Source organism: Paenibacillus sp. VTT E-133291 (assembly GCF_002264395.1).
Lineage (GTDB): Bacteria > Bacillota > Bacilli > Paenibacillales > Paenibacillaceae > Paenibacillus_AQ > Paenibacillus_AQ nitricinens.
Genome location: NZ_NFVA01000002.1, coordinates 90,329 through 105,449 on the forward strand (window position 1 = coordinate 90,329; position 15,121 = coordinate 105,449).

General features: G+C 42.7%; 18 protein-coding genes and 1 pseudogene. 12 read left to right on the forward strand and 7 right to left on the reverse strand.

The window, feature by feature from the left end; genetic code table 11:
- Positions 1-60: 60 nt before the first annotated feature.
- The 7 genes from CA598_RS01520 to CA598_RS01550 are packed head-to-tail and all read left to right on the forward strand — an operon-like array spanning position 61 to position 5,689.
- Positions 61-822 (forward strand): IclR family transcriptional regulator, encoded by a 762-nt coding sequence (locus CA598_RS01520; protein ID WP_094869363.1) that lies wholly within the window; start codon positions 61-63, stop codon positions 820-822.
- Complete coding sequence (locus CA598_RS01525) at positions 822-1,595, forward strand: SDR family NAD(P)-dependent oxidoreductase (RefSeq protein ID WP_094875086.1); 774 nt, start codon at positions 822-824, stop codon at positions 1,593-1,595. The genes CA598_RS01520 and CA598_RS01525 overlap by 1 nt, the downstream gene beginning before the upstream one ends.
- A 35-nt stretch (positions 1,596-1,630) precedes the next feature.
- Positions 1,631-2,542 carry a fumarylacetoacetate hydrolase family protein gene (locus CA598_RS01530; RefSeq protein ID WP_094875087.1) on the forward strand — a complete coding sequence of 304 codons (912 nt, stop codon included), beginning with the start codon at positions 1,631-1,633 and terminating at the stop codon, positions 2,540-2,542.
- 28 nt (positions 2,543-2,570) lie between these two features.
- On the forward strand, positions 2,571-3,431 hold the full coding sequence (locus CA598_RS01535; RefSeq protein WP_094875088.1) for an amidohydrolase family protein: 861 nt from the start codon (positions 2,571-2,573) through the stop codon (positions 3,429-3,431).
- Positions 3,432-3,434: 3 nt separating this feature from the next.
- Positions 3,435-4,205, forward strand: a complete 771-nt coding sequence (locus tag CA598_RS01540; protein ID WP_094875089.1) for an SDR family NAD(P)-dependent oxidoreductase — start codon at positions 3,435-3,437, stop codon at positions 4,203-4,205.
- A 26-nt stretch (positions 4,206-4,231) separates the two neighbouring features.
- On the forward strand, positions 4,232-4,555 hold the full coding sequence (locus CA598_RS01545) for an L-rhamnose mutarotase (protein ID WP_094875090.1): 324 nt from the start codon (positions 4,232-4,234) through the stop codon (positions 4,553-4,555).
- A gap of 36 nt (positions 4,556-4,591) precedes the next feature.
- On the forward strand, positions 4,592-5,689 hold the full coding sequence (locus tag CA598_RS01550) for a mandelate racemase/muconate lactonizing enzyme family protein (protein ID WP_094875091.1): 1,098 nt from the start codon (positions 4,592-4,594) through the stop codon (positions 5,687-5,689).
- 115 nt (positions 5,690-5,804) lie between these two features.
- Here the strand turns inward: CA598_RS01550 and CA598_RS01555 are convergent.
- The 3 genes and pseudogenes from CA598_RS01555 to CA598_RS01565 form a co-directional block, all read right to left on the reverse strand.
- A pseudogene (locus tag CA598_RS01555) lies at positions 5,805-6,698 on the reverse strand (IS3 family transposase); the annotation flags it as partial.
- Positions 6,644-6,958, reverse strand: a complete 315-nt coding sequence (locus CA598_RS33415) for a helix-turn-helix domain-containing protein (protein WP_373455803.1) — start codon at positions 6,956-6,958, stop codon at positions 6,644-6,646. The pseudogene CA598_RS01555 and the gene CA598_RS33415, both read right to left, overlap by 55 nt.
- A 112-nt stretch (positions 6,959-7,070) precedes the next feature.
- On the reverse strand, positions 7,071-7,508 hold the full coding sequence (locus CA598_RS01565) for a MarR family transcriptional regulator (protein ID WP_256989808.1): 438 nt from the start codon (positions 7,506-7,508) through the stop codon (positions 7,071-7,073).
- Between the two features lie 334 nt (positions 7,509-7,842).
- Between CA598_RS01565 and CA598_RS01570 the strand changes: the two genes are divergently transcribed.
- Complete coding sequence (locus CA598_RS01570) at positions 7,843-8,031, forward strand: HAD family hydrolase (protein WP_143812371.1); 189 nt, start codon at positions 7,843-7,845, stop codon at positions 8,029-8,031.
- A 137-nt stretch (positions 8,032-8,168) separates the two neighbouring features.
- Here CA598_RS01570 and CA598_RS01575 read toward each other — a convergent pair whose 3' ends face one another.
- The 3 genes from CA598_RS01575 to CA598_RS01585 form a co-directional block, all read right to left on the reverse strand.
- Complete coding sequence (locus CA598_RS01575; RefSeq protein WP_094875158.1) at positions 8,169-8,738, reverse strand: YdeI/OmpD-associated family protein; 570 nt, start codon at positions 8,736-8,738, stop codon at positions 8,169-8,171.
- Positions 8,739-8,789: 51 nt separating this feature from the next.
- A complete protein-coding gene (locus tag CA598_RS01580) occupies positions 8,790-9,305 on the reverse strand; it encodes a DinB family protein (RefSeq protein WP_094870180.1) in 516 nt (171 codons plus the stop codon).
- 79 nt (positions 9,306-9,384) lie between these two features.
- Positions 9,385-10,296, reverse strand: a complete 912-nt coding sequence (locus CA598_RS01585; protein WP_094875093.1) for a helix-turn-helix transcriptional regulator — start codon at positions 10,294-10,296, stop codon at positions 9,385-9,387.
- Positions 10,297-10,509: 213 nt separating this feature from the next.
- On the opposite strand from CA598_RS01585, the gene CA598_RS01590 reads away from it, so the two are divergent.
- From CA598_RS01590 to CA598_RS01605, 4 genes are read left to right on the forward strand one after another with little or no spacing between them, the layout of a single operon-like run.
- Positions 10,510-11,136, forward strand: coding sequence for a TetR/AcrR family transcriptional regulator (locus CA598_RS01590; RefSeq protein WP_094875094.1), 627 nt, complete (start codon positions 10,510-10,512; stop codon positions 11,134-11,136).
- Position 11,137: 1 nt separating this feature from the next.
- Entirely contained in the window at positions 11,138-11,992 is an 855-nt protein-coding gene (locus CA598_RS01595; protein WP_094875095.1) for an ABC transporter ATP-binding protein, read from the forward strand.
- On the forward strand, positions 11,989-12,702 hold the full coding sequence (locus CA598_RS01600) for a fluoroquinolone export ABC transporter permease subunit (RefSeq protein WP_094875096.1): 714 nt from the start codon (positions 11,989-11,991) through the stop codon (positions 12,700-12,702). The genes CA598_RS01595 and CA598_RS01600 overlap by 4 nt, the downstream gene beginning before the upstream one ends.
- Positions 12,699-13,424 (forward strand): hypothetical protein, encoded by a 726-nt coding sequence (locus tag CA598_RS01605; RefSeq protein ID WP_094875097.1) that lies wholly within the window; start codon positions 12,699-12,701, stop codon positions 13,422-13,424. The genes CA598_RS01600 and CA598_RS01605 overlap by 4 nt, the downstream gene beginning before the upstream one ends.
- Here CA598_RS01605 and CA598_RS01610 read toward each other — a convergent pair whose 3' ends face one another.
- Positions 13,425-15,080 carry an AraC family transcriptional regulator gene (locus CA598_RS01610; protein WP_179283559.1) on the reverse strand — a complete coding sequence of 552 codons (1,656 nt, stop codon included), beginning with the start codon at positions 15,078-15,080 and terminating at the stop codon, positions 13,425-13,427.
- Between the last annotated feature and the right edge of the window lie 41 nt (positions 15,081-15,121).

Sequence of the window (15,121 nt, forward strand, 5' to 3'; positions counted from 1 at the left end):
AATTAAAATTAGTTTGTATAGAAAACTTGGTTTTGTATAATGTTCGAAGGAGGTGCTCACATGGAGAAAAAATATTGGGTGCCTGCTTTGGAGAAAGCAGACGGGATTCTACGCCTTGTATCCGAGGAACCCTATAAGCATCGATTAATTGATTTATCCAATCAGCTTGGTATCCATAAGAGTTCTATGTATTCTATTTTGCAGACTATGGAAGTACTTGATTGGGTGAATAGAGATACTAACGATACTTATGCCATTGGCTCCGCTACGGGAAGGTGGGGAGATTCCTACTTGCAAGGTCAGGACTTAATCTCATCATTCCACCGAGAAGCTGCCGCCACAAGAGAACGCCTGCAAGAGACGGTTCAGTTGGCCAGACTTGAAGGAAATGAAGTGTTGTATCTGGCTAAGGAGGAAGCGCCGACTATGGTCAGGCTAGCATCCGGCCCCGGTATGAAGTTCCCGGCTCATGTGACTGCACTTGGGAAATTGCTTCTGTCGTTCATTGATGATAAAGATCTGGATTCATTGTACCCGATTCAAGAATTAACGAGCGCTACAGAGTATTCATTGAAAACTAAGGCGGATCTGGTTAAGCAACTACGAATCATCCGCGATAAGGGGATTGCTTTCGATGAGCAGGAAGTTATCGTTGGGTTCAGCTGTGTTTCAGCCCCGATCCTATCTAAATCAGGTGAGGCTATCGCAGCAGTGAGCTGTACCATGCAGCAGCATATCTGGGAGAAAAAGAAGGATGTTGCGGAGGCTGAAATTCGTCATTTGGCGAATCGGTTATCGCTATACCAAGGAGGCAATCATTAATGAGATTAGCCAATAAAGTCATCTTAATTACGGGATCAGGTTCAGGGATCGGAAGAAGCACGGCATTGCTGTTTGCTCGTGAAGGCGCAACTGTAATTGTGAACGATTTAGATGAAGCAAAAGGTATAGAGACTTTGAAGAATATTCATGCAGATGGAGGAAAAGGTCATTTCATCCATGCGGATGTGACCCATGCTGAATCTGTAGAGCAGATGGTTGATCAAATCATTGAACACTACGGTCATATAGATGTGCTTTTTAACAACGCAGGAATTAGCGGAGTAGGCGCTTTACATGAAGTTGAACCGGATGCATGGGAACGGGTAATTCAGGTCAATATTCGGGGTGTATATTTGCCATCCAAATATGTGCTACCTCATATGATGAAACGAAAATCCGGCAACATCATTAATATGTCCTCTTGCGTCGCAGAAATCGGGCTCGCCAGAAGAGCTTCTTATTCAGCTACCAAAGGAGCGGTATTGGCCCTGACGAAATCCATGCAAGTAGATTACGCAGCATACAATATTCGTGTAAATGCCCTTTTACCAGGCACAATCTTAACGCCGTTCGTTGAGAATTACTTAAAAACCTCTTACGATAATCCGGAAATTGCGATTGCGTCAATTAAGAAACGTCAGCTTAGTGAAGAGCTCGGCTTACCTGAGGATGTTGCCCAAGCCGCCTTATTTCTTGCTTCGGATGAATCAAAATTTATGATGGGTTCTCCTCTCTATATTGATGGAGGCGCAACTTTTGGGAAAAACGCCTGAACAGCATGAAACGATAAAAGGAAGGGGAACTAATAATGAAGTTATTAACATTCCTTAACAATGGCGATTACCAATTAGGGGTCGTAACAGAAAAGGGAATATTGGATGTTGCAAGCGCTTTAATAGATTTGCCTAGACAGTATGGGTATTCCGTACCTATGACCGTTCACGAAGTCATTGACGGTGGTGAGGCAGCGCTTTCGAGGCTGGATCAATTCACAACTCAAGCACTGGATATAGCTGGAGAAGACTGTTCATACCTATTAGATGAAGCGAAGTTGACACTCGGTCCATGCGTGACTCATCCAAATAAAATTATCTGTGTCGGTCTTAACTATCGCAAGCATGCGGTTGAAACGAACGTAGCGATCCCTGAGTTCCCGATATTGTTCAATAAATTTAATAACACGTTGGCGGGACATGGCGGCGATATTCCGCTTCCAAGAGTGACAAAAAAAGTTGATTACGAAGCAGAGCTTGTGATCGTTATCGGTAAATCAGCTAAGTACGTTACGAAAGAGGACGCGCTTAACCACGTATTTGGTTATTGCAACGTAAATGATTTGTCCGCACGTGACTTGCAGCTAAGGACTCCGCAATGGCTGTTAGGCAAGTCATGTGATAAATTCTCTCCTCTTGGACCTTATCTAGTTACAACGGATGAAATAGAAAACCCGAATGATTTAGAGATTAAATGTACAGTCAACGGAGAAATCCGCCAGCATTCGAATACGTCAGATATGATTTTCCAATGCGATGAGATTGTAAGTTATATTTCGCAACATATGACGCTTGTGCCTGGAGACATCATTTTGACTGGAACACCAGAAGGCGTCGTCCTCGGTTATCCGGTAGATCAGCAGATTTACCTGAAGGCTGGTGATATCGTCACGATTGAGATTGAGAAGCTCGGCAAGCTGACGAATCGGCTCGTTATAGAAGACTGAGAATGTACTCATTTTGTGAGGTGAAAGCATGAGAGTTGATGCACATCAGCATTATTGGCGATTAAGTCGAGGCGATTACGGATGGCCTACACTAGAATTTCCATTACTATATAAAGATTTTATGCCTGATGACCTGACAGAATCATTACTACGACATGGAATCACGAAAACCATTGTTGTTCAAGCAGCAGCTACTGTTGAAGAAACTGAATTTCTACTAAGTTTATGCGAGATCCATGATTCAATAGCTGGTGTTGTGGGGTGGCTGGATTTAGAGCAGGACAATTTTACGGAAACCTTTGAACTTTTGCGTAAAAATCCTTATTTTATTGGCCTCCGATTAATGCTTCAAAGTATTGATGCTGATGAATACTTGCAACGTCCTCAAGTTATTCATCATTTAAAATGGTTAGAGACCATGGGATTCCCTGTTGATTTATTGATCCATGCTGCACAATTCCCAGCCGTATTGAAATTGCTCAAGCTTGTGCCAAATCTACATGCGGTCATTGACCATATAGGTAAGCCACAAATTTCCCAGCAGGAAACCTCACCTTGGCAAGAGTGGGTTACGGAGGTCGCGCAATATCCCCAGACGTATTGCAAACTTTCAGGCATGGTTACCGAAGCAAATATGCCCTACTGGGTAGAAGCTGACTTTAACTTTTATATCAGACATGTCATATATGCATTTGGATTAAACAGGGTCATATTCGGCAGTGACTGGCCAGTGTGCCTGCTTGCAGCAAGCTATGATCAAACAGTAAGCATTTTGTTAAACAATTTACCTGAAGCGCTTACAGAGCGAGAATTAGACGATGTTTTTGGCAATAATGCGATCCGCTTTTATCAATTGGAGACATCACATTTTATTGAAACTGGAGTGTAGCCTATGCAATTACAAGGGAAAGTCGTTATTGTTACAGGCGGTGGCTCCGGGATTGGCGAAGCGACTGCCAAATTATTTGTTAGTGAGGGTGCTAAAGTGATCATTGCGGACTGGAATGAGGCTGAAGCTAAACGAGTAGTCGAGGAAATTCATTCAGTTCATTGTGGGGATTCTGTTGCTTACGCTGTGAAAACAGATGTTTCATCGGAGCTAGAGGTTAAACAATTGGTAGAATGGGTCCTAAATAAGATTGGCAAGATTGACATTCTATTCAATAACGCAGCTGTTGTATTGCCGAAGTCCTTGGAGGATATTTCTGAATCAGAATGGACTCGTACCTTAGATATCAATTTGAAGAGTGTCTATTTGATGATTAAATTCTGCATTCCTTCGATTAGAGAAAACCGTGGCTGCATCGTGAATATGGCATCATTAAGCGGATTGGTAGGCCAAAAGCAAAATCCGGTATACTCTGCTTCAAAAGGCGCAATTATTGCAATGACTAAAGCATTAGCGTTGGATTATGCGAACGATGGAGTCCGTGTCAATTGCATATGTCCAGCAGGTGTAATGACGCCTTTATTAGAAGAGTGGATCGGTCAACAGCCCAATCCGGCAACTACAGTACAAGATTTGATCGATATGCATCCATTGGGAAGATGTGCCTCAACGGAAGAGATAGCAAGAGCCGCGTTGTATTTAGCTAGTGATTTATCCGGATTTGTTACGGGTGTAGCACTCCCTGTTGATGGTGGAGCAGCCTTAGGTTATTAATGAGTTATTGGAAAGGGAGGGGCGGAATGACTCGATATGGGAGTGTTATTCATGTCAAGGATGAGAAGCTGGAAGAATACAAAGCGTTACATGCATCTGTATGGCCTGAAGTGTTGGATAGATTAAGGAAATGCAACATTAAGAACTATTCCATTTTTTATAGAGACGGCTATTTATTCAGTTATTATGAATATACAGGGGATGACTACACGGCTGATATGGCCATCATGACTGCAGATCCTCGTACACAAGAATGGTGGAGCTTAACAGATCCTTGTCAGTATCCAGTGAAGTCTGCATTAGAAGGTGAATGGTGGGCGAGTATGGATGAGGTTTTCCATTTGGATTGAGTAATTATTTCATTTAAAGCTAGGGAGATGAAAAAAATGAAAATTACAAAAGTAGAAAGCTTCGTCTTACACGTTCCGATTACGCCACCAATTACGGATGCAATTAATGTTGCTACGCATTGGGGACTTGCAGGCGTTCGGATTTTTACAGATGAGGGTTTTGTGGGGTATGGGTATACAGGAACTTGTGCACATGGTGATGATATGATCGTTGATACGATTGACCGTTATTACGCTCCTTTATTAATTGGCAAAGATCCGTTTATGGTTAAAGAAATTTGGGATGAGCTGCGTTTTGGAAAAATGCATTGGATTGGTAGAGCGGGAGTTACTCATATGGCATTGGCTGCAGTAGATATTGCACTTTGGGATATTATGGCGAAAGCTTCCAATAAACCGTTGTGGCAATATCTTGGCGGACATAAATCCAAACAAATAAAAGCTTATAATACAAACGGCGGCTGGTTGAACTGGTCTAAAGAACGTTTAATAAGGGACGTTACTGAAATAGTAGAGCAGGGCTTCACTGGAGTCAAAATTAAAGTGGGTAAAGCAGATTCACATGAGGATTATGATCGTTGCAAAGCGGTTCGTAAGGCGATAGGAGATCAAACCATCTTCATGATCGATGTGAACCAACAGTGGAATATCAATACAGCGATGACATGGGGGAGGAAGTTAGAGGAATTTGATTTGTTCTGGTTAGAGGAACCCTTAAATCCAGATGACATCATGGGACATAAGAAGCTGGCCGATGCATTAAATGTACCTATTGCGTTAGGTGAACATGTCTATACGAAATATGCATTCCGGGATTATATCCATCATGGGGCACTCGAATATTGCCAAGTAGATGTAACGCGTGTTGGTGGGATTACGGAATGGCAACAGATTGCAGGTTTAGCCGCTTCATACGATATTCCGATTTGTCCGCATGTTGGTGATATGGGGCAAATTCATCAGCATTTGGTTGCAGCAACACCGGGTGCGATCATGCTGGAATACATTCCTTGGATCCGTCATATTTTTGTGGAGCCGGCCACTGTAGTCAACGGGCACTATATACTTCCTCAAATGCCGGGTGCATCAACAGAGATTATACCAGCGCTGTTTGATCAGTATCGAGTGAGATAATGAAGAAGACGATGCTTTAAGCCTACACTCATAAGTGGAACATGAACAAGAAACCCCGGGTTATGCATGTTATATGTTGGTCAAGACCCCATTTTATAGACACTGAAAAAAGACCCTAGGCTATAAGCTGCTCCCGGTACCGAACCGGAGGAAACTTATTTAGCTTTCGTTGTGGTCGATGCTTGTTGTAAAAGTGGATATATTCTTCAATTCTCCTTTGTACCTCGTCCATATTTCGGATATCATAAGGGTAGAGTCCTTCCGTTTTGAGATGCGAGAAGAAGCTCTCCATCGAGGCATTGTCATAACAATTTCCTCGACGAGACATGCTGATTTGGGCGCCAACCTTTGGCAGCATGTCGTGGTATGCATGAGACGTGTACTGGAATCCCTGGTCGCTATGAACGATCAGCCCGGTCACGTCTTTTGTCTTGCTAAAGGCTTTCTCAAAGGTCTGTAGAACCAGTGGATTGTCATTTCTCTGACTCATGTGGTAGGCTACAATCTCATTTTTAAACAAGTCTTTCACCGCTGAGAGGTAAATCCACGACTCCCCCACCCGGTATGGTGTGACATCTGTGACCCACTTTTGGTTGGGCGTATCCGCCTGGAAATCCCGTTTCAATAGGTTTTTAGCTACACGACCTTCAGTAGAAGAAGCGTAGCTGCAGCGATGTTTCCGCCGAATCCGTGAGCGGATGCCCAGCATCTGCATAAGCCGAAGTACCTTCTTATGATTCATCCAGACCCCATGATCCTGCAGCAAGAACAGTTGAAGCTGACGGTAGCCGTAGACTCCATTGTAGTGCTCATAGACCTTCTTCACGAGTGCCTCATCTTCTCGGTCCCGATGGAATTCTTTGCGCTTTAGAAAAGCGTAGTAACAGCTTCGGGAGACCCTAAAAACTTTACAAAGATGACTAACCGGATATTCGTTTGCGGTTCTCTCAATCGTTACATACCGTTTGGCTTCATCTCCTGCATCCAGATTTCCAAGCACTTTTTTAGCATTTCGTTCTCCCGTTTCAGCCGCTCTACTTGCCTTTCTCGATCGACGTACTCCTCGCGCCTTCCCCGTTGATCCACAAGTCCGAACTCTCCGAGTTCCCGATATTTCCTCATCCATGCTTTCAGTCGATGTCTGTCTGTGATTCCAAACTTCTCCATGATTTTACGATAGGTCCAACCTTCCACGACGTGAAGGCGTATCGCCTCTATCTTAGTCTCATACGAATACTCTTTAAACTTCTGACCTTTTATCGCTGGCATAAAAAATGCACCTCCTAGAATTTCATCGGACAAACCAGGGGTTTTATCCAATGTCTATTCTAAGGGGTGCACTTCATGCAATAAGCGGGCTTTCTTGTTTTTAGCATTTGAGTCAAGAAGAAGACTTACTGCGTGTTCCGGAACTGAGATGATCAATTTGCTCGTCTAAAACGGTGCTGGCTTTGCCTAAAAATTGTGAAATGAGGGCAAGTTCTTCATCGGTATAGGAAGCAGCCAATTTAACCATAGCAGTATGAAGCGGCAGGTAGGTGTCAATAACATCTTCTTTATTTTCATACAACGGGACAATAATTACTTTACGGCGATCATTAGGGTCGTTTTGTCTGCGAACGTATCCGTTTTTTTCGAGACGATCTATTAATGCAGTAACGCTGCCAGTGGCAAGTCCAGTTAGTTTGGACAGCTCTCCAGCGGTAATAGGGCCTTTTTCACGCAGGATATCCACAGATAAAAAATCATTATTGTATAACCCAAGAGAGGCGGCTACGTTTTGCTGGTATACCACCGTTCGGGTTCCCAGACCACGCATGAGTAAGGTGAATTGTTCTTGCTCTGGTGTAGGTTGAGCTTGTTCATGGCTTGACAAAGGATAACGCCCCTTTTAAAATCTTTATATCTCGTTAATCAAGATATTTGATTGTGAAGTTATTTTAAAATGTGTTATTTTACAAATTCATTCTATCGAAATAAGCATACTTTTGCAAAAGAAGTAGTATGACAGCATTCGTAATCGGTTATGGATAAGAGATATATCTATGTGTGATTGCTTTAATTGAGAGGGGAATCATGATGAAAGAAGCTATTGTTATTAAAGGCGCACGAGAGAACAATCTGAAGAATGTCTCGCTCACGATTGTACCGTTATGATTGGCAACAATCTTAACCGTGACATGAAGGGGGCCAATGCGCTAGGCATCACCAGCATTTTTCAGAGCTGGACGCCCCGTTATCCCCATGAGCCGGCAGATGAGTCTGAACGTCCGATGTATACAGTTAGTGAGCCGCTGCAATTGCTAGAGTTGATTGAGAGGCTGAACGCTGAGGTCAAGTAAGCTGGAAGTCGTTCATTATGCTATTTTTCCATAATTAAATACAAAAAAGAGAAACCCGAGGTCATGAGAATGACTGGGTTTCTCACCTTTCTTAATCAATCAGCAAGAGTTACAAAGCAATTTTATGATCCAGCAGCTTAATAATCTAGAAGCCGTCCATGATCATGCCATTGACCGTACATTTTATTTTCTTTAGTGTTTATTATAAATTTATCTAATTTACGCTTAAATAAATCTTGTTGATGTGTATAGCTTTGTATCGTGTCGATCCGGACTCTTGTATAAAGAGCTGGAAAGGTTAAGAGGTTCTCATATACTTGCTGCTCCTCTTTTAACCTTTGTTCTATAACCCTATCGACTTTAAAAGAAGCGAGATTCATATCCGGAAGTACCTTTCTTCCTTCGTCACTCATTAGCCCCAGTTTATCGAGGCGGCGGACACGTTCTTTATTTAATTCTGTCCAAGAGCTTCGTTTGATTCTGGGAGACAGTCGCTGTGCCAGCTGCGTTTCAGAAACTTTCTTTTTCACTCCATCGATCCATCCAAAGCACAAACATTCCTCAACCACATCCAAATACAGCAATGTTTCTGAATTTGGCGTCATACTTACGAGTACCCAACAAAACTTTTCAGTCGTATGATTCTGCTGCAGCCAAACCCGTAAATCTTCTCTCGATTTTACTGTGATTAGATTTTCTATCTCCATCATTAAATTCCAATTTCCTTTCTAGCTAGGGAAAGCATTGCCCATCATAGATTAAATAGCTTTCGCAGGCATCTGATACCAAAAAAAGGAATAGTCATTCATGGTAGAAGCGTGCCCTAACTGACGTAACATAGTGGATATATTACCTCTATGATAAGTCCCGTGATTGGCGGCATGCAGCACAATTTCTGATAGGCGTGTTTGCCGGATTCCAGCAAATGGGTTATCAAGTAGAATAGTCTGCTCTAAATCGGGTTGGTTTTGTAACCATTCTTTGTATTGTTCAGATAGCTGGGCAAAAAGATTAGCGTATTCATCAACCGAATCTAGAATGCTCATATTTAGCGGGATACTTTTTTGAAAAGCCTCAGGCATACCAGTGCCTGTTAAAACCAGATACCACATCGTATCAACCGCATAGATATGGCTAAGGGCATGAGCGATAGTAGGAAAAGAGCTATTCACTTCTTGATTTAGCACAGAGGGAGAGAGTTCCTTGATTCTTCCCAGGATCGTTTGGTTCGCCCAAATGTGATAATTAAACATTTCTACTGGATGATTGGTCATTGTATGATCTCCTTTTGAGTTGTGATAGATTTTTTTGTAGCTGTTGTTAATATAAAAGAAGAAGTATGACAGCAGACTGTCATACTTCTTCATAAAGATTTAGGGTATTTAGCAGCTGCATTTTTAAGATACCCCGCAGTGCAAGAGGCTCGAGGACTTCAGCGCCGCTGCCGAAGCTCAGCAGAATTGACCATAGCCAGCGGACTTCCAATGGCTTATACACAGGAATTCGCATCGTCATGCTCTCATCGGTATGAAATTCCTTATCCATCTGGTGAAATTGATCCAGCGCTTCTGCCAAAGCCTCAGGTCCTACCCGGATTACGACTTCCTCAACCTGATCGGCCCTATTTGAACAACCGGCCTCTATGGGAACCTCATGTTGGGAATGAAAGATATTCTGTGTCAGAAGCAAATTCATCATCCGGGATAGCCGGAACTCTCGATAATCCTGTCGTTCCCGGCAATAACCATATATGTACCAGTTGCTATATTTAAAATGAAGCTTTACGGGTTCCATATCACGGGTTGTGCGTTCGTTTTTTACATTGATGTAATCAAAACGGACGATATTTCGTTCCGTAATAGCTGTACGTAAAAGAGAAAGTGCATCGGGATCCATACGGCGAGTTTCAAAATTCACCGCTAGACTAGAAGTCTGTTGTTCTGCTCCAATCGTTTGCAGCCGCTCAATGGTTCCTTGCGCCTGCGCGTCTTCAAACACAGAGGAGAGACTGTTCAGCACGGTAATCAAAGAAGTGACATCATAAGAACGGAGCAGGCTTTTATCCATTTTATATCCGTCCATGATGCCATATCCGCCTTTAGTTCCCTGATACGATACAACCGGGATGCCTGCGGCACAAATGACATCGATATCCCTATAGATAGTTCTCTGAGAAACCTGAAACTCTTCAGCCAGCTTGGAGGCAGATAAAACTTCGTGGTTCAACAGCTTGTAGATCATAGAAATCAAACGTTCCAATTTCATTTGTGTATCCCACCCATTAGTCCATTTCGTGTTACTGCATGATTATAGCATAGATTTTTCAAGCTAATTTTGGGGAGGATTGTGGTGGTGATGCACAGGAGAATACTAATTGTACCTCACAGAGAAAAAAGATTGACAAAATATGGTTAGTTGGTTTATCTTGTGAATATAAAATAAAAATATTCATAAAACCATAAAAGCGAGTTGAGATGTATGCCTAAGAAATTCACAGAACAAGAAAGAGAATGGATTAAACATAAATTGTTGACAGAAGGTCGCCGCTGTTTTGAAGTACATGGCATTAAAAAAACTAGTGTTGAAGAATTAACAAAAGCCGCCGGGATTGCGCAAGGTTCGTTTTACATGTTCTTTGGATCGAAAGAGGAATTGTTCTATCACATATTGCTTGAAGAGGAACAACGAATTCGTAGTACAATGTTCAATTCATTTAGCGTAGGCGTGCCTGTAAACAAGGAAGAAATCCAATTATTTTTACTGAAATCTTTCCGGATGATGGAAGAGAGTCCGATCGTCCGCCAGATGTTCGTAAGAAGCGAAATGGAGCAGCTATTAAGAAAGTTGCCTAATGAGTTGTTGGAACAAAATTTTACAGAGGATAAAGACTTTTTTATTCCTTTCATTCAATCATGGCAAGCCGAAGGTATCATGGTTGGGATTGACCCGGAATTAATCGTAAGCATGATTCGCTCTGTAGTCCTCCTGTCTTTGCATAAGGATGAGATCGGTGATGAACGTTATCAGGCAACAATAGAGCTTTTGATTGGGGTTCTGGCTGAAGGGATGACTTCTTTGAAAGATAATAAGACTGGGGGAGAATGATATGATCGAAGTAAAGGAGCTTCATTTTACCTATCCAAAAATAAAAGAGCCAACCCTTAGTGGACTTAACTTTTCCATACCTCAAGGTGAAGTGTTTGGTTTTCTCGGTCCTTCGGGAGCGGGTAAAAGCACAACACAAAAAATACTAATTGGAGTCTTAAAAAATTATCTCGGCAGCGTTAACGTAATGGGCAAGGAAATAAGAAATACCGGACCGGAGTATTTTGAGGGGATAGGGGTAGCTTTTGAGTTTCCAAATTTCTATTCAAAGTTTACTGCGCTGGAAAATTTGCAGCTATTTAGGACTCTGTATTCAGGGAGAACGGTGGAACCGAGGTTTCTCCTGGAGCAAGTAAATCTCACTGAAGCTGCAAATTTGAAGGTCTCCCAGTTATCGAAGGGGATGAAAATGAGGCTGAATTTCTGCAGAGCACTCTTAAATAACCCACAAATTCTATTTCTGGATGAACCCACTTCCGGGCTCGACCCTGTTAATGCGAAACGAATGAAGGATTTAATCCTGGAAAAAAAGGCGAATGGGACAACTGTAATTATTACAACACATAATATGCAAGCCGCGGAGGAGCTCTGCGACAGGGTCGCTTTTATCGTAGACGGTCAAATTAAGTTGATTGATTCTCCTCGGGAGCTTAAGCTTCATAATGGAAAAAAACGAGTGCGGCTGGAATATCGCCATCATAATGAAGTTAGAAATGAGGAATTCTCACTTGATGATATAGGGGAGAATGAATATTTCTTAAAGCTTGTTCGTGAGCATCCAATAGAAACCATTCATTCGCTGGAGGCGTCTTTGGAACAAATATTTATTGACGTAACTGGGAGGCAGTTAACATGAGATTCAGATCTGCGTTTGCCTTTGACATCCGGTTTCAATGGCGGCATGGGTTTTATTGGGTCTACGTCATTATCTGTGCGTTTTATTTGGTATTGCTGCATCTTATTCCTGATCATTATCGAGAACAAACGATGTTGTTATTGACCTTTAGCGATCCGAGTGCTTTGGGACTTATTCTCGCAGGGGGGATTGTGCTGCTGGAAAGAGACCAGGGGATCCATGATGCTTTATTTGTTACTCCGATTCGTGTTAGGGAATATTTACTTTCAAAAGCTGGCTCATTATCTGTACTCTCCCTGTTTGCCGCTTGGGTTATTCATGTAGCAGCTAGCGGGATTCCGCATTCCCCGTTTGGCTTTTCTACTGGAATCATTTTAACTTCAAGCTTCATGACGCTATTGTCGATTGGTGTTGTGGCTCGTTGCCAGACAATTAATGGCTTCATTCTACTCTCACAAGTATTCGCATTGCCTTTTATCCTTCCATTGCTTGGTTATTTTAAGGTGTGGAACTCCAAACTTTTCTTATGGCTTCCTACGGAAGGAACGCTTCGCTTGTTGAATTCGGGAACCTCGGCTATGTCACTTGGCAGTTACATGTACTCCATATCGATATTACTCCTATGGAATGTAGTGATATACGTATGGGCAAAAATGTCCTTCGAAAATCATGTAATGATGCGCATAGGTAAGGGAGGAGCAGGAAAATGAAAAAGTATCGTATGCTTTTTATAAGCGATATCCGGCATACTGGTTTGGACCCAGTGCTTATGGTCGGCATCTTTGCTCCATTAGCCCTTCTAGTCGTCTCAAGGTTTGGATTTCCAATGATAGCCGATTGGCTTACGAATGGTTATGCTTTTGATTTATATCAATATAGCAGCTTTGCTGCGATTTTCTTAGTCATGACCTTTCCCATGCTAACCGGTATGATGACAGGTCTTTTAATGCTTGATGAAAGAGATGAGAATGTCATCTCTTATTACGCGGTTACACCATTAATGCGCAGAGGGTACATGGTGTATCGTCTAGTTCTTCCATCTCTACTCTGTGCATTTCTTTCATCGCTATTTTTTATAGTCTCCGGCTTATCTAGCTTCCAATTAGAGCATGTATATATCCTTTTACTATTAGCATTTGAAGCCCCTTGTTTTGCATTATTCCTAGCTTCTTTCGCTGCAAATAAGGTAGAGGGATTAGCTTTAGCAAAGGTCGGTGGTCTGTTTATAGCAGGACCAATCCTAGCATACTTTGTTCCATCACCCTGGCAATTTATCGGTGCGTGGATTCCTACGTATTGGCCTGCTAAGTTATTTTTTGTTGTAGAAATGGCTAGTGGTTTTAGTGTACTTGCATACTTTATGGTGGGACTTCTATTCCACTTGAGCCTTTTGGGCATCATGATCAGGATTTTTATTAAAAGAGCCGATTGATTAACCTCCTCCAAGCAGCTTAGGCAACAGCATAAGTAGCTTCTCTCGGGTTAGCGCATCTCCATAGTTCCATTTGCTTCCGTCAAGTAGATAAGCTTGCCCCTTACGTACTGCAGATAGATTTTTCCAAAGTGAGCTGTCTAGTAGTTTCTCCATAGCCACTCGAGAGTCTTGACGTTCTGGAATAAGCATAAAAATATAATCTCCGGCGTAAGAAGGCAGCCTTGCTGGATCAACCTCTGCAAACCCTAACTCTTCATCGAGAATCGCTTGGATCTCATCTGTGGGTTGTAAACCGTTAGGGGCATAGAGAGCAGTAGACAAACCTGACATTCCCATTGCATATAGATGATTTCCATGGTCATAAATCAATGCAGAAGCTGTTTCTCCAGGTCGAAGAGTATTCATATAAAGCTGCTGCCACATGGCAGCATTTTTTGCTGCGAACGAATCCAGCCATGCTTCAGCTTCGTGCTGCTTACCCAACCAGCTTCCAAGTGTCCGCATACGGTGTTCAAGTGGAGCAAATGAATCAAAGGTAAGTGTCGGGGCGATGTCGACGACTGCTCGATAAGCCTTATCATCTGAATTAGCTATAATAATTAGGTCAGGATTTAATGAAGAGGCAAGCTTCGGATCCAGAGGAAAGCCAACGTTAGAGAGCTTCTTAAGTCGATGTTTATAGACTCTGTTCCATGCAAAGACTTCATCTCCTCCAATAGGTTTTATACCTAATGCGAGAAGGTCACCAAGCGTCTCACCATGGTAGACAATGCGCCTTGGACGCTCCGGAATATCCACCTCATGGCCAGTCCAGTCTTTCACAGTAAGCTTCCGACCTTGCTGATGCGCATATTGTCCGGGTGTAATTCCAGTCTTTTGACGAAACCGGCGACTAAAATAATATTCATCGGAGAAGCCAACCAGTCGAGCAATCTCACGCAGCGGTTCAGCGGATTCCAGAAGGAAACGCTTCGAATGGTTAATACGCAGTTCGGTCAGGTAATCGAGCGGTCTTTTGCCGGTAAGCTTTTGAAAGATCGGAGTATATTGCCACAGCGTAATACCCGCGAGCTCAGCCAGTTGCTTCACGGTGATACTCTCCGTATAGTGTTCTTGCATATATTGGATGGTCTTTTCCACGGAATCCGCGGGACTTGGCACCTGCTCGGAAGGATAATTATGCTCAAAAAGTAAGAGCAGCAATTCTTGGAATTTCAATTGCCGCTTAAAAAACTGCACATCATCTGCATTTTTTTTGCTCATAAGCAGATCTTCCGCAAGGCGGATTACCCTAGTGAACGGGTGGACAATTAGCTCCTGCCTACCCGGAAGGAGTTCCTCTGAATAATATTCGGGATACTCGGAGTTATTAATTGCTGTAAAAGTGATGAGATAATAATAAAGAGTCGTCTCTGGATTGTCCGTGCTATAGGATGTTCCAGGAGATAGGAGATAACACGTATCTGTAGTCAGTGTTATGGTTTGACCGCTAAGGATCAGCTGTCCACTTCCGCCAGTGAAGATTAGAAGTCTATAAAAGTGAGTGGTAAGAGTCTTAGAGCAAGAGCCTGCCGGTTGAATATGTAGTTCCGCATCAGTCAGCTGAAACAGCAACGAGCGGAGCGGTGCAGCGACGGGTAATGTTTGCAGCAAGAGGAAGCCTCCGTTCATTTGGTGAGAATCATTATCAATTA

Bases quoted from the DNA above. Each gene is read 5' to 3' on its own strand.
- CA598_RS01520 (WP_094869363.1), top strand. From the start codon at position 61: ATGGAGAAAAAATATTGGGTGCCTGCTTTGGAGAAAGCAGACGGGATT.
- CA598_RS01525 (WP_094875086.1), top strand. From the start codon at position 822: ATGAGATTAGCCAATAAAGTCATCTTAATTACGGGATCAGGTTCAGGG.
- CA598_RS01530 (WP_094875087.1), top strand. From the start codon at position 1,631: ATGAAGTTATTAACATTCCTTAACAATGGCGATTACCAATTAGGGGTC.
- CA598_RS01535 (WP_094875088.1), top strand. From the start codon at position 2,571: ATGAGAGTTGATGCACATCAGCATTATTGGCGATTAAGTCGAGGCGAT.
- CA598_RS01540 (WP_094875089.1), top strand. From the start codon at position 3,435: ATGCAATTACAAGGGAAAGTCGTTATTGTTACAGGCGGTGGCTCCGGG.
- CA598_RS01545 (WP_094875090.1), top strand. From the start codon at position 4,232: ATGACTCGATATGGGAGTGTTATTCATGTCAAGGATGAGAAGCTGGAA.
- CA598_RS01550 (WP_094875091.1), top strand. From the start codon at position 4,592: ATGAAAATTACAAAAGTAGAAAGCTTCGTCTTACACGTTCCGATTACG.
- CA598_RS33415 (WP_373455803.1), bottom strand. From the start codon at position 6,958: ATGCCAGCGATAAAAGGTCAGAAGTTTAAAGAGTATTCGTATGAGACT.
- CA598_RS01565 (WP_256989808.1), bottom strand. From the start codon at position 7,508: ATGCGTGGTCTGGGAACCCGAACGGTGGTATACCAGCAAAACGTAGCC.
- CA598_RS01570 (WP_143812371.1), top strand. From the start codon at position 7,843: ATGATTGGCAACAATCTTAACCGTGACATGAAGGGGGCCAATGCGCTA.
- CA598_RS01575 (WP_094875158.1), bottom strand. From the start codon at position 8,738: ATGGAGATAGAAAATCTAATCACAGTAAAATCGAGAGAAGATTTACGG.
- CA598_RS01580 (WP_094870180.1), bottom strand. From the start codon at position 9,305: ATGACCAATCATCCAGTAGAAATGTTTAATTATCACATTTGGGCGAAC.
- CA598_RS01585 (WP_094875093.1), bottom strand. From the start codon at position 10,296: ATGAAATTGGAACGTTTGATTTCTATGATCTACAAGCTGTTGAACCAC.
- CA598_RS01590 (WP_094875094.1), top strand. From the start codon at position 10,510: ATGCCTAAGAAATTCACAGAACAAGAAAGAGAATGGATTAAACATAAA.
- CA598_RS01595 (WP_094875095.1), top strand. From the start codon at position 11,138: ATGATCGAAGTAAAGGAGCTTCATTTTACCTATCCAAAAATAAAAGAG.
- CA598_RS01600 (WP_094875096.1), top strand. From the start codon at position 11,989: ATGAGATTCAGATCTGCGTTTGCCTTTGACATCCGGTTTCAATGGCGG.
- CA598_RS01605 (WP_094875097.1), top strand. From the start codon at position 12,699: ATGAAAAAGTATCGTATGCTTTTTATAAGCGATATCCGGCATACTGGT.